General features: G+C 72.4%; 19 protein-coding genes. 6 read left to right on the top strand and 13 right to left on the bottom strand.

Annotated features, from left to right (window positions below; translation table 11 throughout):
- Positions 1 to 96: 96 nt before the first annotated feature.
- The gene (locus D1825_RS14765) at positions 97 to 1,512 is read right to left on the bottom strand and encodes a dicarboxylate/amino acid:cation symporter (protein WP_118768175.1); all 1,416 of its coding nucleotides are present in this window, start codon (positions 1,510 to 1,512) and stop codon (positions 97 to 99) included.
- Between the two features lie 358 nt (positions 1,513 to 1,870).
- Here D1825_RS14765 and D1825_RS14760 point away from each other — a divergent pair, with 358 nt between their 5' ends.
- Both D1825_RS14760 and D1825_RS14755 read left to right on the top strand, forming a co-directional pair.
- Complete coding sequence (locus tag D1825_RS14760; RefSeq protein ID WP_118768174.1) at positions 1,871 to 2,695, top strand: alpha/beta fold hydrolase; 825 nt, start codon at positions 1,871 to 1,873, stop codon at positions 2,693 to 2,695.
- Positions 2,696 to 2,786: 91 nt separating this feature from the next.
- Entirely contained in the window at positions 2,787 to 3,416 is a 630-nt protein-coding gene (locus D1825_RS14755; protein ID WP_118768173.1) for a TerD family protein, read from the top strand.
- A 4-nt stretch (positions 3,417 to 3,420) separates the two neighbouring features.
- On the opposite strand, the gene D1825_RS14750 is transcribed toward D1825_RS14755, so the two are convergent.
- Positions 3,421 to 4,872, bottom strand: coding sequence for a hypothetical protein (locus D1825_RS14750; RefSeq protein ID WP_138067692.1), 1,452 nt, complete (start codon positions 4,870 to 4,872; stop codon positions 3,421 to 3,423).
- A 141-nt stretch (positions 4,873 to 5,013) separates the two neighbouring features.
- Here D1825_RS14750 and D1825_RS14745 point away from each other — a divergent pair, with 141 nt between their 5' ends.
- Positions 5,014 to 5,319 carry a DUF5808 domain-containing protein gene (locus D1825_RS14745; RefSeq protein WP_118768171.1) on the top strand — a complete coding sequence of 102 codons (306 nt, stop codon included), beginning with the start codon at positions 5,014 to 5,016 and terminating at the stop codon, positions 5,317 to 5,319.
- Here D1825_RS14745 and D1825_RS14740 read toward each other — a convergent pair whose 3' ends face one another.
- From D1825_RS14740 to D1825_RS14720, 5 genes are all read right to left on the bottom strand, one after another.
- Positions 5,320 to 7,371, bottom strand: coding sequence for an alpha-galactosidase (locus D1825_RS14740; protein ID WP_199721613.1), 2,052 nt, complete (start codon positions 7,369 to 7,371; stop codon positions 5,320 to 5,322).
- Between the two features lie 5 nt (positions 7,372 to 7,376).
- Entirely contained in the window at positions 7,377 to 8,711 is a 1,335-nt protein-coding gene (locus D1825_RS14735; RefSeq protein ID WP_118768169.1) for an ABC transporter substrate-binding protein, read from the bottom strand.
- 68 nt (positions 8,712 to 8,779) lie between these two features.
- Entirely contained in the window at positions 8,780 to 9,679 is a 900-nt protein-coding gene (locus D1825_RS14730; RefSeq protein ID WP_118768168.1) for a carbohydrate ABC transporter permease, read from the bottom strand.
- Positions 9,676 to 10,599 (bottom strand): carbohydrate ABC transporter permease, encoded by a 924-nt coding sequence (locus tag D1825_RS14725; RefSeq protein WP_118768167.1) that lies wholly within the window; start codon positions 10,597 to 10,599, stop codon positions 9,676 to 9,678. The genes D1825_RS14730 and D1825_RS14725 overlap by 4 nt, the downstream gene beginning before the upstream one ends.
- A complete protein-coding gene (locus D1825_RS14720; protein ID WP_118768166.1) occupies positions 10,596 to 12,626 on the bottom strand; it encodes a beta-galactosidase in 2,031 nt (676 codons plus the stop codon). Before D1825_RS14720 ends, D1825_RS14725 begins: the two co-directional genes overlap by 4 nt.
- Before the next feature lie 137 nt (positions 12,627 to 12,763).
- Between D1825_RS14720 and D1825_RS14715 the strand changes: the two genes are divergently transcribed.
- Positions 12,764 to 13,786: a LacI family DNA-binding transcriptional regulator gene (locus D1825_RS14715; protein ID WP_233549923.1), complete on the top strand. Its 1,023-nt coding sequence runs from the start codon at positions 12,764 to 12,766 to the stop codon at positions 13,784 to 13,786.
- Between the two features lie 172 nt (positions 13,787 to 13,958).
- Entirely contained in the window at positions 13,959 to 14,516 is a 558-nt protein-coding gene (locus D1825_RS14710) for a hypothetical protein (protein ID WP_118768164.1), read from the top strand.
- Between the two features lie 49 nt (positions 14,517 to 14,565).
- Here D1825_RS14710 and D1825_RS14705 read toward each other — a convergent pair whose 3' ends face one another.
- From D1825_RS14705 to D1825_RS14685, 5 genes are read right to left on the bottom strand one after another with little or no spacing between them, the layout of a single operon-like run.
- Positions 14,566 to 15,390 carry an HpcH/HpaI aldolase/citrate lyase family protein gene (locus tag D1825_RS14705; protein ID WP_118768221.1) on the bottom strand — a complete coding sequence of 275 codons (825 nt, stop codon included), beginning with the start codon at positions 15,388 to 15,390 and terminating at the stop codon, positions 14,566 to 14,568.
- Positions 15,387 to 15,863, bottom strand: coding sequence for a MaoC family dehydratase (locus tag D1825_RS14700; protein WP_118768163.1), 477 nt, complete (start codon positions 15,861 to 15,863; stop codon positions 15,387 to 15,389). The genes D1825_RS14705 and D1825_RS14700 overlap by 4 nt, the downstream gene beginning before the upstream one ends.
- Positions 15,860 to 17,035, bottom strand: coding sequence for an acyl-CoA dehydrogenase family protein (locus tag D1825_RS14695; protein WP_118768162.1), 1,176 nt, complete (start codon positions 17,033 to 17,035; stop codon positions 15,860 to 15,862). The genes D1825_RS14700 and D1825_RS14695 overlap by 4 nt, the downstream gene beginning before the upstream one ends.
- Positions 17,013 to 18,962, bottom strand: coding sequence for an acetyl/propionyl/methylcrotonyl-CoA carboxylase subunit alpha (locus D1825_RS14690; RefSeq protein ID WP_118768161.1), 1,950 nt, complete (start codon positions 18,960 to 18,962; stop codon positions 17,013 to 17,015). The genes D1825_RS14695 and D1825_RS14690 overlap by 23 nt, the downstream gene beginning before the upstream one ends.
- Positions 18,963 to 18,967: 5 nt before the next feature.
- Entirely contained in the window at positions 18,968 to 20,566 is a 1,599-nt protein-coding gene (locus D1825_RS14685; RefSeq protein WP_118768220.1) for a carboxyl transferase domain-containing protein, read from the bottom strand.
- Positions 20,567 to 20,670: 104 nt separating this feature from the next.
- Between D1825_RS14685 and D1825_RS14680 the strand changes: the two genes are divergently transcribed.
- The gene (locus tag D1825_RS14680) at positions 20,671 to 21,291 is read left to right on the top strand and encodes an SACE_7040 family transcriptional regulator (protein ID WP_118768160.1); all 621 of its coding nucleotides are present in this window, start codon (positions 20,671 to 20,673) and stop codon (positions 21,289 to 21,291) included.
- Here D1825_RS14680 and D1825_RS14675 read toward each other — a convergent pair.
- A complete protein-coding gene (locus tag D1825_RS14675; protein ID WP_118768159.1) occupies positions 21,278 to 22,651 on the bottom strand; it encodes a dihydrolipoamide acetyltransferase family protein in 1,374 nt (457 codons plus the stop codon). The genes D1825_RS14680 and D1825_RS14675 overlap by 14 nt on opposite strands.
- Positions 22,652 to 22,776 lie beyond the last annotated feature (125 nt).

Here is a 22,776-nt window from a genome sequence, read left to right as displayed (position 1 = left end):
GTTTTGCCGGGTCCCGGCGTCAAGGTCGCGTCAAGGACCACGAACGCCCCGGCCGCCGCTCCGTGGAGCAGCGGCCGGGGCGTCGCGATCAGCGGGTCAGCGAGCCTCGACCAGCTCCGGCACGTCCGCACCGGCCTCGCGCGACTCGTCGACCGGCTTGTCGTCCGCGAACAGGTCCTCCGCGGAGGCAGCCTCGTACTGCTCCAGGTCGAGGATCCGCTCGCGCTTGGCGACCACCGTCGGCACGAGCGCCTGCCCCGCGACGTTCACCGCGGTGCGGCCCATGTCGAGGATCGGGTCGATCGCGAGCAGCAGGCCCACGCCGGCCAGCGGCAGGCCGAGCGTCGAGAGCGTCAGGGTCAGCATGACGACCGCGCCGGTGAGCCCGGCGGTCGCGGCGGAGCCGACCACGGACACGAACGCGATGAGCAGGTAGTCCGTGAGCCCCAGGTGGATGCCGAAGATCTGCGCGACGAAGATCGCCGAGATCGCCGGGTAGATCGAGGCGCAGCCGTCCATCTTGGTCGTCGCCGCGAGCGGCACGGCGAACGAGGCGTACGAGCGCGGCACGCCGAGGTTGCGCTCGACCACGCGCTCGGTCAGCGGCAGCGTGCCGACCGACGAGCGCGAGACGAACGCGAGCTGGATCGCCGGCCACGCGCCGCGGAAGAAGCTCGCGATGCGCAGCCCGTTGCTCTTCAGGATCACCGGGTAGACCACGAACAGCACGATCGCGAGCCCCACGTAGATCGCCACGGCGAACGTGCCGAGCGGCTCGAGCAGGTCCCACCCGTAGGTCGCCACGGCCTTGCCGATCAGGCCCAGGGTGCCCAGCGGCGCGAGGCGGATGACCCACCACAGCACCTTCTGCACGACGGCCAGCGCGGAGCGCGTGAAGCCGAGGAACTGGTCCGCGGGCTTGCCCGTGCGCAGGACCGCGATGCCGACGACGATCGCGATGACGACGATCTGCAGCACGTTGAACGAGATCGAGGTGCTCGCGTCGATGCCGCCGCCGTCGATCGCGGACGCGTCGGTCGAGGCGCCCAGGCCCAGGAAGTTGCCCGGGATGAGGCCGTCGAGGAAGTCGAGCCAGCTCGCGCTGACGCCGGGGTCGACGCCCGCCTCGGGGCTGAGCGTCGAGTGCGAGCCCGGCTGGAACAGCAGGCCCAGGCCGATGCCGACCGCGACGGAGATCGCGGCGGTGATGGCGAACCAGAGCAGGGTCTGCCACGCGAGGCGCGCGGCGTTCGTCACCTGCTGCAGGTTCGCGATCGACGTGACGATCGCGAGGAACACGAGCGGCGGGACGATCGCCTTGAGCAGCGTGATGAACGACGAGCCGATGGTGTCGAGCGTCGTGGTCAGCCAGTTCGGGTCGCCCCCGGCGGTCTCGCCCATCTGCAGGGCGATCCAGCCGAGGAGCACACCGAGCCCGAGGCCGAGCAGGACCTGGACGGTGAAGGAGGGAAGACGCAGCCGGCGCTTGGGCACGGCGATGGTGTCAGTCACGGGAAGCCTTCTGGGTGGGGGACGCGAGGGCGGCGGGTGCGACTACCGCCGACACAGCGCGCTGGCGACCCGGTGCAGGTCGACGGTGCGGCGCTCGGTCAGGTTCCACGGACTCACGAGGAAGGCTCCAGGGTGCTCGGGGTCGGCCGGGTTCGGCGGCCTTCGGGGGCAACCGGGGGCGGCGTCAGTTTCTTCCGGCAATCGGCCGACGAGAGCGAGGTCACACCACCGCCCGCGGCACGCGTTCACGCACCCGTTACCTCCCGGCCGCGCGCCCAGCGGTGCCCGACTTGTACGTTTGGCCTGATCAGGCGATCGCCACAGCCCGATCGCCCCACCGCTCACCTGGAGGACTGGCATGGCCACGATCACCACCCCGGATGGCACCGAGATCTTCTACAAGGACTGGGGCACGGGCCAGCCCCTCGTCTTCAGCCACGGCTGGCCGTTGTCCTCCGACGACTGGGACGCCCAGCTCCTGTTCTTCGTCCAGCACGGCTTCCGCGTGATCGCACACGACCGCCGCGGCCACGGCCGATCCACGCAGACCAGCGACGGCCACGACATGGACCACTACGCCGACGACCTGGCCGCCCTCACCGAGCACCTCGACCTGCACGACGCGGTCCACATCGGCCACTCCACGGGTGGCGGCGAGGTCGTGCGCTACCTCGCGCGGCACGGCGAGAGCCGCGCGTCCAAGGCGGTGCTCATCGCCGCGGTGCCGCCGATCATGGTCCAGACCGAGTCGAACCCGCGCGGGCTGCCGAAGGAGGTCTTCGACGGCATCCAGGAGCAGGTGGCGACCAAGCGCTCGAACTTCTACCGCGACCTGCCGTCGACCGCGTTCTACGGGTTCAACCGCCCGGGCCGCGAGCCGTCCGAGGCGATCATCGCCAACTGGTGGCGCCAGGGGATGATGGGCGGCGCGAAGGCGCACTACGACGGCGTCGTCGCGTTCTCCCAGACGGACTTCACCGAGGACCTGAAGAAGATCACGCTGCCGGTGCTGGTCATGCACGGCGACGACGACCAGGTGGTCCCCTACGCGGACTCCGGCCCGCTGTCGGCGCAGCTGCTGCGCAACGGCACGCTCAAGACGTACGCGGGCTTCCCGCACGGCATGCCGACGACCGAGGCGGCGACGATCAACGCCGACCTGCTGGAGTTCATCCAGTCCTGACCGGCCCGACGAGGGCGGTCCCGCACCTGCGGGGCCGCCCTCGTCGCTACGGTGGACCCGAACCCCGACCGCATCGCACCGAGGAGTCCCGATGGGCCTGTTCTCCCGCTCCAAGCCCGAGCCCGAGCCCGCTCCCGCCCCGGCAGCCGCGCCGACCGTCAACCTGACCAAGGGCTCGCGGATCACGCTGACCAAGTCGGCCGCCGAGCGCCCGACGATCGAGGCGAGCAACGGCTGGACCGCGAAGAAGAAGGACTACGACCTCAAGGCGCTGGTCCGCTACCGCGACGGTCGCCTGGTCTACGTCGGTGCCGCCAACGCGGACGAGGTGCTGGTCACGCCCGACGGAGCCGTCCGGCACTCGGGCGACATCCGCACGCCGGGAGCCCTCGAGACGATCACCATCACGTGGCACCCGGACATCGCCTCGATCGCACTGTCGAGCTACTCCGCCCTGGAGAACGGCACCGGGAGCTTCCGCGAGTACGGCGTGTACGTGAACATCGCCAACGGCCCCCAGATCGTCGGCCTTGCCGCCTCCGATTCGAGCGCCGACGCCACGCAGTACACCCTGTGCTTCGGCGAGGTCCTGCTCGGCGAGGACCGCACGTTCACCGTGGTCAACCTCGAGCTCTACTCCAAGCCCGGGTCCGAGAACCGCGTGGGCTACAAGAAGGGCGCGGTGAAGATGGACATCGGGCCCGTGGGCCAGCAGAAGTAGCGCGTCACGCGGGGACGGCCGCGGCCGTCCGGGCACGGGACACGACGACGGCTCCGACGACCACCGCGACGGCACCGAGCGCGGCGAGCGGCCAGGGCGAGACGAGCTGGACGACGAGAGTCACGCCGACGCCGGCGAACGCGACGAGCCACCCCCGGGTGCCGCGCAGGAGTCCGGCGGCGACGCCGAGCAGCACCATCGTGGCGAGGGCCAGGACGATGACGAGCCCGAACGGCCCGATCGCCCCCAGGATGAAGTCGGCCCCGAACGGCTGCCCCGCCACCACGCCCGCGGCGTCGTTCACAGCCGCCCCCGCCCACAGCGTCAGCGCGGCCGCGACGGCGCAGATCCTCCCGCCGACGGTCCGCCCGCCCGAGCGCTCGGTCCGCGGCCGGCCCAGCGCCAGGGTGACGAGCGCCGCCAGCAGGCCGACGAACAGCGCGGCCGGGGCGGGGTGGTCGATCACGGTCGGCTCGCCGGGCAGCGGCACGACCGACGTCTCCCCGCGGTACCCGAAGCCGATCCGCTGCCACGTCCCGGCCTCGTCACGCACGGCGAGCCCGTCGCCGTCGTTGGCCGCGTAGACCCGGAACCCGTCGGGCGTCGTCAGGACGGCGACACCTTCGGTCTGCAGCGGAGGGATGTCGCCCTCGTACCGGTCGGCCAGTCCCTGCAGCGCAGCGCCCGAGACCGACCACTCCGTGCTCCAGGTGCTGCCGCCGTCCGTGCTGTGCTCGACCTCGAGCCCAGGGCCGTCGCCGGCCCGGAAGCAGTCGTCTCCCGAGCACTGGACCTCGCGGTCGGCGTCGACCGCGACGAACCGGGCCGCCAGCTCGTCGGCGCGGTCGCTGGAGTAGGGCACGGCCTCCCAGGTCTCGCCGTCCGATGACCGGTACCAGGTCGCCCCGGCGAAGTCGTCCCCCGAGTACGCGTCCGCGACCACGAGCACCCCGTCGACGACGCCGATGTGCGTAGCGCCGTCCGCGCCCATGCTGCTCGTCGCCGCGGTCGCCAGCACCGCGGCGGGCAGCACGACGAGCAGCGCGAGCTGGCGCTTCGGGGCGCGCGCCCCGCGAGCGGCGGCCAGGAGCGCGAGGCCGAGCGCGGGCAGCGCGAGCAGGTCCGTCGGGTCGGCGAGCACCACGCTCCGGCCGGCGACGAGGCTCAGGATCGCCGACGCGGCAGCGGCGCCGAAGGCCGTCACCTTCACGACCACGAACACGGCCCCGGCCGCCGCCACGCTCCATCCGGCGCCGATCCGGCGTCGTGCGGTCAGCGCCACGACCGTCGCGAGCAGCGGCGGGGCGAGCACCAGCCACGCGACATCGGACAGCTTCCCCGTCCACCACGTGCCGTACGCCGCCTTGAGCACGTGGTCGTTGAGCACCAGGACCGCGAGCGCGACGAGCGTCACGGGGTGCGTCAGCCACGCCACTGCCGGTCGTGCCTCGCGCATGGGCGCCCCTCCCCCTCGTCCTTCGAGGCATCGACGCGCGCGGACGGCGGCTTGACCCGGTTCGCGAACCGTCACCGAATCGATGCACACGCCGGTGCCCGGGTGGATAGTGGAAGCCCGACCCGACCGTGAGGACGCGAGATGACGTCAGACAAGCACTCGAAGGGCCCGCGCGACATCCAGCGCCTGATCCGCCTGGCGACCTTCGGCCTCGCGGTCGCGGCGATCGTCAAGGAGGTCCGCACGCCGGCCGAGGAGCGCGAGTGGCACGGCGTGGTCGTCGGCTTCGTGCCCTACGACTTCCGGATCCCGACGATCGCGCGCCTCAAGAAGCGCATGTGGGACCCGGAGAGCTCGCACGTGATCAACCCGAGGGTGTTCGGGGTCGGCTGGACGGTCAACCTCGGCAAGGTCGTGTCGGTCGCGCGGCAGCAGATCGGGTCGTAGTCAGACGGCCTCGCACCGCAGCAGCACCGCGTTCTCCGGTGCCAGCAGCGGCGCCGCGAACCCAACCTCGGCGAGCACCCGACCCGAGGCGGTGACCCCGCCGGGCCACCACGCGGGCGGCCGCGGCTGGACGACCGTCGGCTCGGCGCCCACGTCGACGACCGTCACGCGGTAGGACCGCTCAGGGTCGAGGCCCGGCAGGCGGACGGCGGGCGGCAGCGCGCCCTCCGCGGTCCCGAGCGCGACCACGGCGAACAGCGCCTCGGAACGGTCCGGCGCGACGACGCCGTGCGTGATCCAGGCGGGGTCGCTCGAGTCGCCGCGCACCACGACGCCGCCGTGCAGCAGCGCGCGCGAGGACCGGTAGAGCGCGGTCCAGCGGGTCACTGCGGCGAGCTCGTCGGCCGAGGCGCGCGTGAGGTCCCACTCGATCCCGGCGTGCCCGAACAGCGCGGTGACCAGCCGGAACGAGAGCGTGGCCGTCCGCCCGGTGGTGTGCGCGCGGGCCGCTCCCAGGTGGCTGCCGAGGTACTCGGGCGGGATCACGAGCCCGGTCCAGCGCTGGATCGACTGCCGCTCGAGCGGGTCGTTGGTGTCGCTCGTCCACACACGGTCGACGAGCGGCAGGATCCCCAGGTCGATCCGGGCACCACCCGACGCGCAGGACTCGATCTCGACGGTGGTGTGGTCCGCCCGCAGCGCGGCCAGGAGCCGGTAGAGCGCGCGGGTCTGCCCGTGCGCCCCCGACGCGAGCAGGTCGCGGTTGTGGTCCCACTTGAGGTACGCGATCGGGTACTCGGACAGCAGCGCGTCGAGCCGGTCGCGCACGTGGTCGAAGGCGGCGGGCTGCGTCAGGTCGAGCACCCGCTGGTGGCGCCAGGTCCCCGCGCCCACCAGCCACTCGGGGTGCTCGCGAGCCAGGTCGGAGTCGGGGTTGACCATCTCGGGCTCTACCCAGAGGCCGAACTCCATGCCCGCGCCGGTGACCCGCTCGATCAGCGGGGTCAGGCCGTCGGGCCACTTGTCCGCGTCGACGAACCAGTCCCCCAGCGCCCGCGTGTCGTCGCCGCGGCCGCGGAACCAGCCGTCGTCGAGCACGAACCGCTCGACGCCCACGGCGGCCGCCGCGTCGACCAGCGGCTCGAGGCGCTCGAGCGAGTGGTCGAAGTACACGGCCTCCCACGTGTTGAGCACGAGGGGGCGGGGGCGGTCGATCGCCGACCACGAGCGGATCCACGCGTGCAGCCGGTCCGAGAGCCCGTCGAGGCCGGCGTCCGACCAGACGAGCACGGTCCACGGCCCGGTGTAGCTCTCGCCCGGCGCGAGCGTGACCTCACCGGGGGCGAGCAGCTCGCCTCCACCGAGCACCGAGACGCCCAGCGACGAGCGCTCGAGCCACGAGACCGAGTCGCCGCTCCACGCGACGTGCGCGGCCCAGACCTCGCCGTGCCGGAAGCCGAACCCCGGCACGCCGACGGTCAGCAGGAGCGCGTCGTCGTGGCCGGGGCGGCCGTGCCGCGACTCGCGCGACCAGACGCCGTGCGGCGGCCGGTGCCGCTGCGGTCGGCGCTCGTGGCTCCACAGGCCGGAGAAGTCGAGCACCTCGCGCGCGCGGTCGGGGACGGGGACGACGACGGCCGCCGAGTCGACCGCCAGCGGGGCCGACCCCACGTTGCTGACGATCTGACGCAGGCGCAGCACGCCCTGCGGGGTCAGCTCGACCTCGGTCTCGACGGCCACGCCGGCCGCCGCGTCGAGCGTGGCGAACCCGCCCGCGGAGCGCAGGTCGAGATCGAGCGGCGCTCCCGGACGGTGCACCGCCACCGCGGGCCGCCCGCTCCACCCGGAGGCGAGAGTCGGCACGAGTGAGACGGCCAGCGGGTGGTCGACCGAGCTCGGTGGCACGGCGGGGACCGTCGCGGCCGCGAGCGCAGCGAGGTCCTCGTCGGGCAGGTCGCCGAGGTCACGGCCCCAGTGCACGACCCGGGGCACGCCCGTGCCGCGGGCGTCGATGACTGCGCTGACGCCCGCGGCACGGAGGTGGTGGAGCAACTCGGTCAGCCCTTCACCGGGATCGACTGGGCCTTCATGGTGTCAATCGTCGACTGCTGCCCGGAGGTCAGCGCCTCGAGCAGGGTGCCCTTGCCGCTGGCGGCGGACTTGAAGCCGTCGGACACGTCAGCGTAGGTCTGCGTCATGGTCGGTCCCCACACGAAGTCGGGGTTGACCTCGCCGGAGGCCTGCGCGAACACGTCGTAGATCGGCTGGCCGCCGTAGAACTCGACGCCCTCCTTGAGCACGGGCAGGTCGAGCCCGGCCTTCGTGGCGGGGTAGATGTTCGCCGCCTTGTTCAGCGCGGTCAGCGCCTCGTCGGACGTGTTGAGCCACAACGCGAACTTCGCCGACTCGTACAGGTGCTTGCTGCCCTTGAGCACGGCGATCGACGAGCCGCCCCAGTTGCCGGCGGCCTTGTCGCCCGCGTTCCACTGCGGAGCGAGCGCGACGGACCACTTGCCGGAGGTGTCCGGTGCGCCGCTCGCGATCGAGTTGGCACCCCACACCGCGGAGTTCCAGGTCCAGACCTTGCTCGAGTTGTAGGCGTTGTTCCACTCGTCGGTCCACGCCGGGTACGTCGAGACGAGGTCCTCGGCGATCAGGTCCTGCCAGTAGTCGGCGACCTCCTTCGACGCGCCGGTGGTCATGTCGACGGTCCAGTCGCTGCCGTCGTTGGCGAACCACTGACCGCCGGCCTGCCACACGAAGCCCGCGAACTGGTTGATGTCCGACTGCGAGAAGTTGGTGATGTACCCACCGAGGGCGCGGATCTTCTTCGCGGCCTCCTTGTACTCCGCCCACGTGGTCGGCACGGGGATGTCGTTCTTCTTGAACAGGTCCGAGCGGTAGAACAGCGCCATCGGGCCCGAGTCCTGCGGGACGCCGTAGACCGACGAGTCGGTGCCGAGCGTCACCTGGCCCCAGGTCCAGTCGACGAACTTGTCCTTGGCGGCGACGACGTCCTTGCACGCGGCCAGGTCCTCGAGGCCGTCCTGCACGCGGAAGTTCGGCAGCGCGTCGTACTCGATCTGGCCCAGGTCGGGCGCGTTGCCGGCCTTGAGCTGGTTGAACAGGTTCTGGTAGGTGCCGGCGTTGCCGCTCGGACCCGTCTGGACCTTGACCTGGATGTCAGGGTTCTTGTCGTTCCACAGCTTCACGACGTCCTCGATGCCGGGGATCCACGACGTGAACTGCAGGGTGACGTTGCCGCCCGAGGGTGCGCAGGCGCCCGCGTCGGCGGCGTCGGTGCTGCCTTCGGTGCTCCCGCCCGAGCTCGAGCAACCGGCCAGGGCGACCGTAGCGAGCAGGGCAACGGTGGCCGCTCTCTTGGTGAACATGGTGATCCATTTCCTGGTGGGGGTGGAGCCGTGCGGACAGCACGGCGTGGGGTCGTTCAGTCAGGGGGTCACTTCAGCGAGCCGGTGCCCAGACCGGTGCGCCAGAAGCGCTGCAGGAGGAGGAAGGTGACGACGAGCGGCACGATCGAGACGAGCGCGCCGACGAGCACGAAGGTGCGCAGCTCGGGGAACTGGTTGAGCTGGGAGTTCCACGTGTAGAGCCCGAAGGTCACCGGGAAGAGCTTCTCGCTGCGCAGCATGATCAGCGGGAGGAAGAAGTTGTTCCAGATCGCGACGAACTGGAACAGGAACACCGTGACCAGCGCGGGCATCATCAGCCGGACCGAGACGGTGAAGAACGTGCGGATCTCGCCGGCGCCGTCGATGCGGCTCGCCTCGAGCAGCTCGTCGGGCACGCTCGCCGCGGCGAACACCCGGCCCAGGTACACGCCGAACGGGCTGACGATGCTCGGCAGGAACACCGCCCAGTACGTGTTCGTCAGGTGGACCTTGCTGAACAGCAGGAACAGCGGCAGCGCGAGCGCGGTAGCCGGCACGAGCACGCCGCCGAGGACGACGTTGAACAGCAGCTCGCGCCCGGGGAACCGGTACTTGGCCAGGGCGTAGCCGCACATGCCGGCGATGAGCGTCGCGAGGAACGAGCCGACGCCCGCGTACAGGACGCTGTTGCCGAGCCACTGCAGGTAGAGCCCGTCGCGGTACTGGAAGAGCGCCTTGAGGTTGCCGACCAGGTCCATGTCGGCGAACCACAGCGGGTTCGACGAGAGGAACTCGCCCGACGACTTCGTGGACGCGACCACGAGCCACCAGATCGGGATGAGGAAGTAGACCGTGAAGATCCCCATGACGAGCATGGCGCCCGTGCGGGACAGCAGGGACTCGCGCACGCCCGTCGCGCGCGGCCTGGTGGACGACGCGGCGGTCCGCTCGGCGGTGGCGACGCTCATGACGCGTCCTTTCGCTGCGTGAACTTCAGGAACGTGAAGGACAGGACGAACGTCGCCAGCGCGAGCACCACGGAGAACGCGGCCGCGAGGTTGAAGTTCGGGATCGACGAGGTCGCGTAGACGGTCATGTTCGGCGTGAACGTGCTGGTCACGGCCGAGCTGAAGGACCGGAACACCTGCGGCTCGGCGAGCAGCTGGAGCGTGCCGATGATCGAGAAGATCGCCGTCAGGACGATCGCGGGCCGCACCATCGGGATCTTGATCGACCACGCGATGCGCGCCTGGCTCGCGCCGTCGAGCCGCGCCGCCTCGTACACCTCGGTGGGGATCGCCAGCAGCGAGGAGTAGATGATCAGCATGTTGTAGCCGACGAACACCCAGGTCACGACGTTGGCGATCGACCACAGCACGAGGTCCGCCGACAGGAAGTGCACGTTCTGGGTCAGCGCTGTGAACGGCGACAGGTCGGGCGAGAACAGGAAGCCCCACATGATCGCCGCGATGACCCCGGGCACCGCGTACGGCACGAAGAACGCGAGCCGGAAGAACTTCTTGCCCTTGACCAGAGGCGAGTCGAGCAGGAGCGCGAACAGCAGCGCGAGCCCGAGCATCACGGGCACCTGCACGACGCCGAACAGCAGCACCCGGCCGACCGAGCGCCAAAACGGCGCGTTCTGGAAGACCAGCGCGTACTGCTGCAGCCCGCCGAAGACCTCGGTCGCCTTGCCGAACGTGCCCTCGCGCTCGACGACGAGCGTCGACTGGACGATCGCGTAGCCGATCGGGACCAGGTAGAAGGCGGCGAACAGCACGCCGAACGGCACGACGAACGCGAAGATCGCGCCCTTGTGGTGCACCTTGGTCCGGCGCTTGCGCCCGCCCGTGCGCCCGGGGGCGGGGGTGGTGAGTGTCGCGGTCATGCCGCGCTCCTCTCTCGGATGATCCGCACGGCGCCGGCGGGCACGGTGACCGAGGCGTCCGCCCAGGTGCCGGTGACCAGCTCGTGCCCGACGACGTCCACGTCGACGTCGTCCGTGCGGTGGTTGATGAGGAAGAGGTAGGACCGGTCGGCGGCGCTGCGGCGCACGACGTCCAGCCCGTTGCCCGCCGCCGGGTGGCGGTCGACGCCGGCCTCGGCGAGCACGCGCTCGACGAGCCCGCCCAGGCTCTTGCTGTCGAGCGTCGTAGCCACGTACCAGGCGGTCCCGGTGCCGCGCGCGTTCCGGGTGACGGCAGGGACCCCGCTTGCGGGGCCGTCGACGAAGGAGTCGACCGCCGTGGCCGTCGTCGTCGTGAGCCGCTCGGTCCACAGGCGTGCCGTCGCGCCCGACGAGAGCGCCACGGACTCGTCCGCCCGCAGGGGTGCGAACTCCTCGACCCGGACGCCGAGCAGGTCGCGGAACGCACCGGGGTAGCCGCCGAGCCGCACGCGGTCGTCCTCGTCGACGATGCCGCTGAAGAAGGTGACCACCGCGGTGCCGCCGGCCTGGACGTAGTCGTCGAGCTCCGTGGCAGCGGCGTCCGAGACGAGGTACAGGCCGGGCACGACGACGACGCGGTAGCCGGACAGGTCCGCGCCGGGGCGCACCACGTCGACCGTCACGCCCGCCGCGTGCAGCGCGCCGTACAGCGCGTGCACCTGGTCGAGGTAGGCGACGTCGTGGCTCGGGCGCATCTCCGCCTCGGCGGCCCACCAGTTCTCCCAGGAGAAGACGAGCGCGACGTCGGCCTCGACGCGCGTCCCCGCGACCTCGCCGAGCCGGTCCACGAGGTCGCCGAGCTCGACCACCTCGCGCCAGCTCGCGCTGTCCGTGCCGGCGTGCGGCACGAGCGCGGAGTGGAACTTCTCCGACCCCTGCTGGGAGGCGCGCCACTGGAAGAAGCACACGCCGTCGGCGCCGCGCGCGACGTGGGTCAGGGAGTTGCGGACCATCTCGCCCGGCCCCTTGGTCAGGTTGAGCGGCTGCCAGTTCACCGCGCCCGTCGAGTGCTCCATGAGCAGCCACGGGGCGCCCTGCGCGAGCCCGCGGGTCGCGTCGGCGGCGAAGGCGAGCTCGGCCGTGGGGTCCTCGAGCCGGTGGTCGAGGTAGTGGTCGTTCGCGACGACGTCGACGTGGCCGGCCCAGTCCCAGTAGTCGAGGTTGCGGATGTGCGCGGTGACCATGAAGTTGGTCGTCACCGCGACGCGGCTGTGGCGCCGGATCGTCTCGGCCTCGGCCAGGTAGTAGCCGAGCACCTCGTCGGAGCTGAAGCGCTGGAAGTCGAGCACCTGGCCCGGGTTGCGGGTCGAGAGTGTCAGCCGCGGCGTGCCGATCTCGTCCCAGCCGTAGTAGCGCTGGCTCCAGAACGTGGTGCCCCACGCCGCGTTCAGGCGCTCGATCGTGCCGTACCGCGCCTCGAGCCAGCGGCGGAACGCGGCCGCGCTCTCGTCGCAGTAGCACAGCGCGTTGTGGCAGCCGAGCTCGTTGGACACGTGCCAGACGGCCACGCCCGGGTGGTCGCCGTAGCGGGCCGCGACCTGCTCGACCAGCTCGAGCGCATAGCGGCGGAACACCGGCGAGCTCGGGCACCAGGCCTGCCGCCCGCCCGGGAACCGCGTGGTGCCGTCCTGCGCCATCGGCAGGATCTCCGGGTGGCGCGTGGTCAGCCACGGCGGCGGCGAGGCCGTCCCGGTGCCGAGGTTGATGCGGATGCCCGCGTCGTGCAGCAGCCCGACGACCGTGTCGAGGCCGGTGAAGTCGACGATCCCGTCGGGCCCCTGCAGGTGCGACCAGCCGAAGATGTTGATGGCGACGAGGTCGATGTGGGCGGCCTGCATGAGCGCGACGTCCTCGGCCCACACGGACTCGTCCCACTGCTCGGGGTTGTAGTCGCACCCGAAGGCGATGCCCTCGTGGGCAAAACCGTCGTGCGGCGCGGCTGGGTGCCGCTGTGCCCGTGACTCCATCGTCGACCCGCTCCTTCGCGTGTGTGCACGTGCACACATTCCCTCGCGGCGAACCGCGACCGGGTTTGTGTGTACGTGCACACATTGGCATGGGCAGTCCCGGCTCGTCAACGGGTCGCGACGATAGAGTCCTGATCGTGACCTCTCCCCCGAGCCGCCGACGCCGCGCCACGGTCCACGACGTCGCCACCGAGGCGGGCGTCTCGCGCGGCACGGTCGGGCGCGTCATCAACGGCGACGGCTACGTCTCGGCCAGCGCGCGCGAGGCGATCGAGGCCGCCATCAAGAAGGTCGGCTACGTGCCGAACACCGCGGCCCGCACGCTGGTCATGCAGCGCTCGCAGGCCGTGGGGTTCATCGTCCACGAGCCGCACTCGCTGTTCCTCGAGGACCCCAACATCGGCGAGATCCTGCTCGGGGCCAACACCGCGCTGTCGGCGTCGGACTACCAGATGGTCTGCCTGATCGTGGACTCCGACCGCGACACCGAGCGCGTCGCGCGGTACCTCAGCGGTGGCTTCGTCGATGGCGTCATCATCGTCTCGGCGCGCCAGGACGACCCCATCACCCGGGTCGTCGAGCGCCTGTCGCTGCCCGCCGCGTTCGTCGGGCACCCGCCGGACCTGGGCACCGCCGCGTTCGTCGGCATCGACAACCGCGGCTCGGCCCGCACCATCACCACCCGCCTCCTGGAGACCGGGCGCACGCGGGTCGGCATGATCGCCGCGGCCCTCGACCGCGACTCCGGCGCGGACCGCCTGGCCGGCTTCACCGAGGCGCTCGGCGCCCGGTTCGACCCCACGCTCGTCGAGCCGGTGCCGCTGTACTCCTACCGGGCGGGCCTCGAGGGCATGCGCGCGCTGCTCGCGCGCGAACCGCTCGTGGACGGCGTCTTCGCCGCCTCGGACGCCGTCGCCGCCGGCGCGCTGGAGGCCCTGCGCGAGGCCGGCCGCTCCGTCCCGGAGGACGTCGGCGTGGTGGGGTTCGACGACAGCGCGTGGGCGACCCGCTGCCAGCCGCCGCTGTCGACCGTGCACCAGCCCGCCGCGGGGCTGGGCCAGCGCGCGGCCGAGTCGGTGCTGCGGCAGGTGGACGGGGCCGAGCCCGAGGTGGACCAGATCGTGCTGGAGACGCCGATCGTCTGGCGCGGCTCGGCGTAGACCACCCCGTCCCCCCCTTTCGGTGGGAGATTCCTGGCAGACCTCTCAGGTTCGGGCCCGCCACCGGATGCGGGGGCGGCACGTGTCGCGGAAGGTGGAGCCCTGCGCACGCCAGCCCGGGACCGGGACCGTGTCCCCCGCTCGAGGCGCAGCCATCCGAAGGGCACCCCCCATGGCAGCAACCAGCAATCTCCTCGTCCGCTCCCTGCACGACCTCGGTGCCGCAGCATGGTTCGGCGGGACGCTCATGGGCGCCGTCGGCCTCAACGGCGCCTCGGCCGCAGTCACCGACCCGACCGACCGGATCCGCACCGCGTCCGTCGGCTGGGCGAAGTGGGCTCCCGTCAACGCCGTCGCGATCGGCGCCCACGCGGTCGGCGGACTCGGGCTCATCCTCGCCAACCGCGGGCGCATCAAGGGGCAGCAAGGCGCGGCGGCCAACACGGTCGTCAAGACGGTGCTCACCGTGGCCGCCGCGGGCACCACCCTGTACAGCGGAATCCTGGGCGCCAAGATCGCGGCGCACGAGTCCGCCCCGGCCGACAGCGGCGTCACCCCCTCGACCGGCACGCCGCCCGAGGTCGCGTCCGCCCAGCAGCAGCAGCGGATCCTGCAGTGGGTGACCCCGGCGCTCGTCGGGACACTCGTCGTGCTCGGAGCGCAGCAGGGCGAGCAGCAGCGCCCGGCGAACCTCGTCGCCGGCGTACGGGCGAAGCTCGCCCGGTCCTGACGCTCGCGCACAACGCGCGACGCCCCGCGGTGGGGCGTCGCGCGGCTCGTCATCCCGCCTGAGGACGATGCCCGGCGCGGGCAATCACGCGCTCGGCGTGCCGCAGGATCGGGCCGTCGACCATCGACCCGTCCCAGCGGAACACGCCGGGCTGCCCCACCGCGGCCGCGAGCAGGTCCTGAGCCCACCGCACCTCGGCCTCGGACGGCCGGTACGCCGCCCGGACCACCGGCACCTGGGACGGGTGGATGCACGCCGTCGCCGCGAACCCGCAGGCCGCGGCGTCGACGGCCTCGGCCGAGAGCCCGTCGAGGTCCTCGATGTCCAGGTGCACGGCATCGATCGCGACGCGGCCGCACGCGCTCGCCGCGAGCAGCGCGGTCGAGCGCGCGTGCAGCGCCACCGCGCGGTAGGCGCCTTCGGGGGTGCGGCTCGATGTCCCACCCATCGAGGCGACGAGGTCGTCGGCGCCCCACATCAGCGCGACGACGTTCGGCTCGGCCGCGATCGCGGCGGCCTGCACGACGCCTGCGGCCGTCTCGACCAGCGCGACCACGTCGTACCGGGCCAGCGGGCGCAGGTCGTCCGCGCCCGCAGTCTTGGCGAGCATGACCGTGCGGTACGGCGTCTCGACCAGCGCGCGCAGGTCCTCGCAGAGGTCGTCGGTGCCCGCGGGGTTGAGGCGGACGATCGTGCGGGCGGGGTCCAGCCGCGTCTCGACCAGGCGGCGTCGGGCCGCCGGCTTCGCGTCCGGCGCCACCGCGTCCTCGAGGTCGAGGATCACGGCGTCGGCCCGCGCGGCGGCCTTCGCGTAGCGGTCGGGGCGGTCGGCCGGGCAGAACAGGAGCGCGGGGCCCATCGTGAAGGACGTCATGGCGCGGCCTCCCGGCACCAGAACAAGACCGAGCGCGTGGCGCTGGCGACGACGACGTCGTCCTGGTTGCGCCCGGTGTGCTCGAGCGTGACCACGCCCTGGCCGGGCCGAGACGCCGAGAGGCGCTTCGCGGTCACGACCGTCTCGGCGTAGAGGGTGTCGCCGTGGAACAGCGGGTGCGGGAAGCGCACATCGGTGAACCCGAGGTTGGCGACGATCGTGCCCTGCGTCAGCTGGTCGACCGAGCTGCCGACCAGGACGGCCAGCGTCATCATCGAGTTGACCAGGCGCTGCCCGAACGGCTGCTCGGCGGACCACGCGGCGTCGAGGTGCAGCGGTTGGCCGTTCATCGTCAGCGTGCTGAACAGGACGTTGTCCGCCTCGGTCAGCGTGCGGCCGGGTCGGTGCAGGTACCGGGCGTCCAGCTCGAGCTCCTCGTAGTACAAGCCGCGCTGCACCACGTCGCGGGTCATCGGGGTGCCCCCGCGAACCCCAGCTCGCGCGCGATGACCATGAGCTGGATCTCGGTGGTCCCCTCGCCGATCTCGAGGATCTTCGAGTCGCGGTAGTGCCGGGCCACGGGGTTCTCGTTCATCAGCCCGTAGCCGCCGAAGATCTGCGTCGCGTCGCGCGCGTTGTCCATCGCGGCCTCGCTCGCGATGAGCTTGGCGAGGCTGGCCTCGAGCTTGAACGGCCGGCCCGCGACCAGGCGGTTGGCGGCGTCGTACCAGGCCAGGCGGGCCGAGTGCACGCGGGCCTGCATGCGCGCGATCGTGAACGCGATGTGCTGGTTCTCGCCGATCGCGTGGCCGAACACGCTGCGGCTGCTGGCGTAGCGCACGGCCTCCTCGAGGCAGCCCTGCGCGGCGCCGGCGCCGAGGGCGGCGAACGCGATCCGGCCCTCGTCGAGCGTCCGGATGAACGACGCGAAGCCGCGCCCGCGCTCCCCCAGCAGGTTCGCCTCGGGCACGCGCACGTCCTCGAACCGCAGCGGGTGGGTGTCCGAGGTGTGCCAGCCGACCTTGTCGTACGCGGGCAGGACCGTGAAGCCGGGGGTCCCGCTCGGGACCAGGATCGCCGTGAGCTCCTTCTTCACCGACCCGTCGGCGCGGACGCTCTCGCCCGTCACCGCCGTGATGGTCACCAGGCGGGTGATCTCCGAGCCCGAGTTGGTGATGAACTGCTTGGTGCCGTTGATGACCCACTGCCCGTCGTCGAGCACGGCCGTGGTCCGCGTCCCGCCCGCGTCCGATCCCGCGTCGGCCTCCGTCAACCCGAAGCCCGCGAGCGCGGTGCCGCTCGTGAGCATCGGCAGCCACTCCTGCTTCTGCGCCTCGGTCCCGTCGCGGAAGATGGGCATCGCCCCGAGCCCCACGCCGGCCTCGAGGGTCACCGCGATGGACTGGTCGACGCGCGCGAGCTGCTCGACCGCGAGGCACAGGTCCACGTAGTCGCGGCCCTGCCCGCCGTACTGCTTCGGGAAGGGCAGGCCGAACAGCCCCATCGCGCCCATCTGGCCGATGATCTCGTAGGGCAGCTCCCGCAGCGTGTCGTACTTGTAGGCCGCCGGGGCGACGACGTTGTCGGCGAAGTCGCGCACCTCGTCGCTCAGTCGTTGCTGCTCAGGAGTCAGTCGCAGGCTCATGCCGGATCCCTTCGTGGGGGGTGGACGTGATGGTGGCGACCACGCGGTCGAGAGCCACCTGCTCGGCCGGTCGGACCGAGAGCGTGACGACGCCGGCGCTGGGCGCGGCGATCCGGTGCTCCATCTTCATGGCCTCGATCGTCAGCAGGACCTGGCCGACGACGACCTCGTCGCCGGTCTGCACCTCGATCGAGACCACCGTGCCGGGCATCGGGGAGCGGACCTCCGGGTCCACCGGCCGCGCGCCGCGGGTGCGCGCCGCGAGGTCGTCGGCCAGCCGCTCGATGCGACTCCGCAGGCGCAGCTCGTAGGTCGATCCCTGGTCGCCCACCCAGGTGACGGGCCCGTCCGACGCGATGCTCATCCGGTGCACGACGCCGTCGACCTCGACGACCCCGGGGGCGAGCAAGGAAGCCCGCACGGGCGCGTGGTCGCCCACGGTGATGACGTCGCCCAAGACGCTCACCTCGACACCGCCCACGTCCCACCGCACCGCGCGCAGCTCGCCCAGGCGCCACCCGTCGGCGCTCCACGGACCCCGCGCAGCGGAGCCGCGCGAGAGCACGGCCGCGGCGTACGCGGCGACGGGTGGGGTGCTCGGCGCGAGCTGCGGGATGAGGCGCGCGAGCAGGCCGGTGTCGAGCCGGCCGGCGCGGACGTCGGCGTCCGCGAGCACGCACCGGAGGAACTCGACGTTGGTCCGCACGCCGAGCACGGTGGTCCGGGCCAACGCGCCGTCGAGCCGCGCGATCGCGCCGGCCCGCGTGGGGGCCCACGCGACCACCTTCGCGAGCATCGGGTCGTAGGTGGACCCGATGGTGAGGCCGTCGACGAGCGCGCTGTCGACCCGGACGCCGTCGCCGGAGGGCTCGTCGAGCAGGAGCACCGTCCCGGCCGACGGCAGGAAGTCGCGCGCCGGGTCTTCGGCGTACACGCGCGCCTCGACCGCGTGGCCGGTCAGGACCACGTCGTCCTGCGCGAGCGTCAACCGCTCCCCCGCGGCGACCCGCAGCTGCCACTCGACCAGGTCCAGCCCCGTGACGAGCTCGGTGACCGCGTGCTCGACCTGCAGCCGCGTGTTCATCTCCATGAAGAAGAACTCCGTCGGCGCCTCGTCGGACACCAGGAACTCGACCGTCCCCGCGCCCACGTAGCCGACGCTGCGCGCGATGTCGCGGGCCGCGGCCCCGATCCGCGCGCGGGTGGGCTCGTCGAGCAGCGGCGAGGGCGCCTCCTCGACGACCTTCTGGTGCCGCCGCTGCAGCGAGCACTCCCGCTCGCCGAGGTGGATCACGTGCTCGTGCTCGTCGGCCAGCAGCTGGACCTCGATGTGCCGCGGGGCCCGGACGAGGCGCTCGAGCAGCAGGGTGTCGTCGCCGAACGCGGCCGCCGCGACGCGCCGGGCACCCGCGAGCGCCGCGGGCAGGTCCTCGGCGAAGTCGACGACGACCATGCCCTTGCCGCCGCCGCCCGCCGACGGCTTGACCAGCAGCGGGTAGCCGAGCCGGGCCGCGGCCTCGTCGTCGCGCGTACCCGTCAGCGCGACGCCGGGGATCACGGGGACCCCCGCCGCGGCGACGTGCTCCTTGGCGCGGACCTTGTCGCCCATGACCTCGAGCGCCTTGACGCCGGGGCCGACGAACGCGATGCCGGCGGCCTCGCACGCGCGTGCCAGGTCGGCGTTCTCCGACAGGAAGCCGTAGCCGGGGTGGATGGCCTGCGCGCCGGACGCGATCGCGGCGCGCACGACCTCGTCGATCGACAGGTAGCTCTCGATCCGCAGCGCGGTGTCCGCGCGCCCGACGTGCAGCGCGCCGCGGTCCGCGTCCGTGAACACGGCGACCGCACGGATCCCGAGCCGGTGCAGGGTCGCGATCACGCGGACGGCGATCTCGCCCCGGTTCGCCACGAGCACGGCCTCGAACATCGCGCTCACATCCGGAACAGGCCGAGGCGCGGTTCGCCGAGCGGCACGGTCGCGCAGACGTCGAGGGCCATCCCGAGCACGCGCCGCGTGTCGGCGGGGTCGATGATCCCGTCGTCCCACAGCCGCGCGGTCGCGTAGTACGGGCTGCCCTGCGTCTCGTACTGCTCGCGCAGCGGCGCCTTGAACGCCTCCTCGTCCTGCGCGCTCCAGTCGTCGCCGAGCTGCTCGCGGCGGACCGTGGCCAGCACCGAGGCTGCCTGCGGTCCGCCCATCACGGAGATCCGGCTCCCGGGCCACATCCACAGGAACCGCGGCGAGTACGCCCGCCCGCACATCGAGTAGTTGCCGGCCCCGAACGAGCCGCCGATCACCACGGTCAGCTTGGGCACGCGCGTCGTCGCGACCGCCGTGACCATCTTGGCGCCGTGCTTGGCGATGCCGCCGGCCTCGTAGTCGCGGCCGACCATGAAGCCGTTGACGTTCTGCAGGAACACCAGCGGGATGCCGCGCTGGTCGCACAGCTCGACGAAGTGCGCGCCCTTGAGCGCGGACTCGGCGAACAGCACCCCGTTGTTCGCGACGATGCCCACGGGGTGCCCGTGCAGGCGCGCGAAGCCGGTGACGAGCGTGGTGCCGTACTCGCGCTTGAACTCGTGCAGCTCGCTGCCGTCGACGAGCCGCGCGATGACCTCGCGCACGTCGTACGGGGTGAGCAGGTCGGTGGGGACCACGCCGTACAGCTCGTCCTCCGCCGCGGCGGGCGGCCGGCTCTCGTGCACCTCCCAGGCGGGCTCTTGCGGCGCGGGCAGGGTCGCGACGATGTCCCGCACGATCTGCAGCGCGTGCGCGTCGTTCTCCGCGAGGTGGTCGGTGACGCCCGACGTCCGCGCGTGCAGCTCGCCGCCGCCGAGCTCCTCGGCGGTGACCACCTCGCCCGTCGCGGCCTTCACCAGCGGCGGACCGCCCAGGAAGATCGTCCCCTGGTCGCGCACGATGACCGTCTCGTCGCTCATCGCCGGCACGTAGGCGCCGCCCGCGGTGCACGAGCCCATCACGCACGCGATCTGCGGGATCCCCTCCGCGGACATGCGCGCCTGGTTGAAGAAGATCCGCCCGAAGTGGTCGCGGTCCGGGAAGACCTCGTCCTGCTTGGGCAGGAAGGCGCCGCCCGAGTCGACGAGGTAGAGGCAGGGCAGCCGGTTCTCGAGCGCGATCTCCTGCGCGCGCAGGTGCTTCTTCACGGTCAGCGGGTAGTAGGTGCCACCCTTCACGGTCGCGTCGTTGGACAGCACCATCACGTGCCGCCCATGGACGAGCCCGATGCCCGCGATCACCCCGGCCCCGGGCGCCTCGCCGTCGTACAGCTCGTACGCGGCGAGCGGCGCGACCTCGAGGAACGGGCTGCCGTCGTCGAGGAGCACGTCGATCCGCTCACGCGGGAGGAGCTTGCCGCGGGCCACGTGACGCTCGCGCGAGCGCTCCGGCCCGCCGAGGGCCGCGGTACGCAGGCGGTCGCGCAGCTGCCCGACGAGCGCGCGCTGGGACTCGGCGTTGGCGCGGAACGAGTCCGCGTCCGGGACGGCCGTGCTGCTGAGCATCTCCATCGACGCTGTCTCCGCGGGGTGGTGGGAGAAGGGCATTCCAGTTAGTGGTGACTAACTCAACTGACGTTACAGTTCTCCCACGGAGTTGTCCACGAAGGAGCCCGATGGCCGCCGAGCCGCAGGAGATCGTCCCGACCGCGCGCGGCCGGGCCAAGACCGAGCGCCGCGACGCCCTGCTGTCGTCGGCCGCCCGGCTGTTCGCCGGCCGCGGGTTCGACGGCGTGTCGATCGAGGACCTCGGGGCGGCGGTCGGCGTGAGCGGGCCCGCGGTGTACCGGCACTTCGCGAGCAAGCAGGCCGTGCTCGCGGCCCTGCTCGTCGGCGTGAGCGAGGGGCTGCTCTCCGGCGGGCGGACCGTCGTGGACGATGCCGGCCCGGACGCGTCGGCCGCGCTCGGCTCGCTCGTGCGGTTCCACGTCGACTTCGCACTGCGCGACCCCGACGTGATCCGCGTGCAGGACCGGGACCTGGCGGCCCTGTCCGCGCAGGACCGCGAGTCCGTGCGCGCCCTGCAGCGCCGCTACGTCGACCTGTGGGTCGACGTGCTGCACCGGCTGAGCCCGACGACCGAGCGCGCCGAGCTGCGGTTGCGCGCGCAGGCCACCTTCGGGCTGCTCAACTCGACCCCGCACAGCGCGCGGTCCGTGACGGTGGCCCGGACCCGCGCGCTGCTCGAGGAGATGGCACTGGCGGCCCTCGGCAGCAGGGACGTCACACCAGGCTGAGCACCGATCCGGGCCGCGCGAGGATCCCCGCCACGTCGGTGAGGAAGTGGGCCGCCTCGGCGCCGTCGACGAGCCGGTGGTCGAAGGACACGCTCAGCGTCATCACGTGCCGGAGCGCGATCTCGTCCTGGAACTCCCAGGGCTGCCGCCGGATCGTGCCGATCGCGAGGATCGCCGCCTGGCCCGGCACGAGGATCGGCGTCCCCGTGTCGACGCCGAACACCCCGATGTTGGTGATCGTGATCGTGCCGCCCGTCAGGTCCGCGGGCGTCGTCGTCCCCGCACGCGCGGCCTCAGTGAGGGAGTCGATCGCGTCCGCCAGCTCCGGGAGCCGGAGCCGCTCGGCGTCCTTGATGCTCGGGACGAGCAGGCCGCGCGGGGTCGCCGCCGCGATGCAGAGGTTCACGTAGGCGTGCTCGACGATCTCCCCCGCGGCCTCGTCCCAGCGCGCGTTGAGCGAGGGGTTGCGGCCGAGCGCGATCGTCACCGCCTTGGCGACGAGCGTGAGGATCGTGAGCCGGTGCCCGGCCATCGCGCGGTCGGCCCGGAAGTGCTCGAGCAGCTCGAGGGTGGGCGTCACGTCGACCGTGACCGAGGTCGACGCGTGCGGCGCGGTGAACGCGCTGGCCACCATCGCCGCGGCGGTCTGCTTGCGGACGCCCGTGACGGGGGTCCGCCGCTCGCGAGGCGCACTCGCGGGCACACTCGGCCGGGACGCCGGTGCGGGCGGGCGGACCGCTGCCTCCCGCGCGACGACCGGCGTGGACCGGTCGCCCGAGACGACGTGCAGCACGTCCTCGCGGGTGATCAGGCCGTCCTTGCCGGTGCCGGCCACGCGGTTGAGGTCGACGCCGAGGTCGTGCGCGAGCTTGCGCACCGGCGGCAGCACCCGCGGGCCGATCGGGCGGCCGGCGACGAGTGCCGCGACCTCCTCAACCGCGTGCGCAGCCGTCCAAGCCGCCGACCGCGCGCGACGCCGCGGGCGCGACGAGGCCTCCACGAGCGGGCCGTAGCCGACGAGGACCGCGGTCCGCTCGGGAGCCGCGGCGGGCTCGGCGGCGTCGGGCTCGACGACGTCCGGCTCGTCGACGACCGGTACCGCGTCGTCGACGGCCGCGGGCACATCGACCGTGATCGTCAGGAGGGGCGCCCCGACGGGAACGGTCGCCCCGGCCGGGACGAGCAGCTCGGCCACCACGCCGGCATAGGGCGAGGGCAGCTGCACGAGCGCCTTCGCGGTCTCCACCTCGGCGACCACCTGGTTGAGCTCGATCGTGTCCCCCACCGCGACGGTCCACCCGACCAGGTCGGACTCGGTCAGGCCCTCGCCCAGGTCGGGCAGCGTGATCGTCTTGATCATGACGCCCTCCAACCGGTCAGGGAGTGGGCTCTGCCCATGACGCGGTCGACCGCGTCGAGCAGGCGGTCCAGGTCCGGCAGGAAGTGGTCCTCGACCTTCGACGCCGGGTAGGGCGTGTCGAACCC

The sequence above is a fragment of the Cellulomonas rhizosphaerae genome (genome assembly GCF_003470205.1).
Classification (GTDB): Bacteria; Actinomycetota; Actinomycetes; order Actinomycetales; family Cellulomonadaceae; genus Cellulomonas; species Cellulomonas rhizosphaerae.
This window is presented reverse-complemented; position numbering and strand designations above follow the sequence as displayed.

Excerpts from the sequence above, each read along its gene's own strand:
- D1825_RS14760 (WP_118768174.1), top strand. The coding sequence starts at position 1,871 with ATGGCCACGATCACCACCCCGGATGGCACCGAGATCTTCTACAAGGAC.
- D1825_RS14720 (WP_118768166.1), bottom strand. The coding sequence starts at position 12,626 with ATGGAGTCACGGGCACAGCGGCACCCAGCCGCGCCGCACGACGGTTTT.
- D1825_RS14710 (WP_118768164.1), top strand. The coding sequence starts at position 13,959 with ATGGCAGCAACCAGCAATCTCCTCGTCCGCTCCCTGCACGACCTCGGT.
- D1825_RS14695 (WP_118768162.1), bottom strand. The coding sequence starts at position 17,035 with ATGAGCCTGCGACTGACTCCTGAGCAGCAACGACTGAGCGACGAGGTG.
- D1825_RS14700 (WP_118768163.1), bottom strand. The coding sequence starts at position 15,863 with ATGACCCGCGACGTGGTGCAGCGCGGCTTGTACTACGAGGAGCTCGAG.
- D1825_RS14690 (WP_118768161.1), bottom strand. The coding sequence starts at position 18,962 with ATGTTCGAGGCCGTGCTCGTGGCGAACCGGGGCGAGATCGCCGTCCGC.
- D1825_RS14685 (WP_118768220.1), bottom strand. The coding sequence starts at position 20,566 with ATGGAGATGCTCAGCAGCACGGCCGTCCCGGACGCGGACTCGTTCCGC.
- D1825_RS14730 (WP_118768168.1), bottom strand. The coding sequence starts at position 9,679 with ATGAGCGTCGCCACCGCCGAGCGGACCGCCGCGTCGTCCACCAGGCCG.
- D1825_RS14755 (WP_118768173.1), top strand. The coding sequence starts at position 2,787 with ATGGGCCTGTTCTCCCGCTCCAAGCCCGAGCCCGAGCCCGCTCCCGCC.
- D1825_RS14705 (WP_118768221.1), bottom strand. The coding sequence starts at position 15,390 with ATGACGTCCTTCACGATGGGCCCCGCGCTCCTGTTCTGCCCGGCCGAC.
- D1825_RS14735 (WP_118768169.1), bottom strand. The coding sequence starts at position 8,711 with ATGTTCACCAAGAGAGCGGCCACCGTTGCCCTGCTCGCTACGGTCGCC.
- D1825_RS14750 (WP_138067692.1), bottom strand. The coding sequence starts at position 4,872 with ATGCGCGAGGCACGACCGGCAGTGGCGTGGCTGACGCACCCCGTGACG.
- D1825_RS14675 (WP_118768159.1), bottom strand. The coding sequence starts at position 22,651 with ATGATCAAGACGATCACGCTGCCCGACCTGGGCGAGGGCCTGACCGAG.
- D1825_RS14745 (WP_118768171.1), top strand. The coding sequence starts at position 5,014 with ATGACGTCAGACAAGCACTCGAAGGGCCCGCGCGACATCCAGCGCCTG.
- D1825_RS14680 (WP_118768160.1), top strand. The coding sequence starts at position 20,671 with ATGGCCGCCGAGCCGCAGGAGATCGTCCCGACCGCGCGCGGCCGGGCC.
- D1825_RS14725 (WP_118768167.1), bottom strand. The coding sequence starts at position 10,599 with ATGACCGCGACACTCACCACCCCCGCCCCCGGGCGCACGGGCGGGCGC.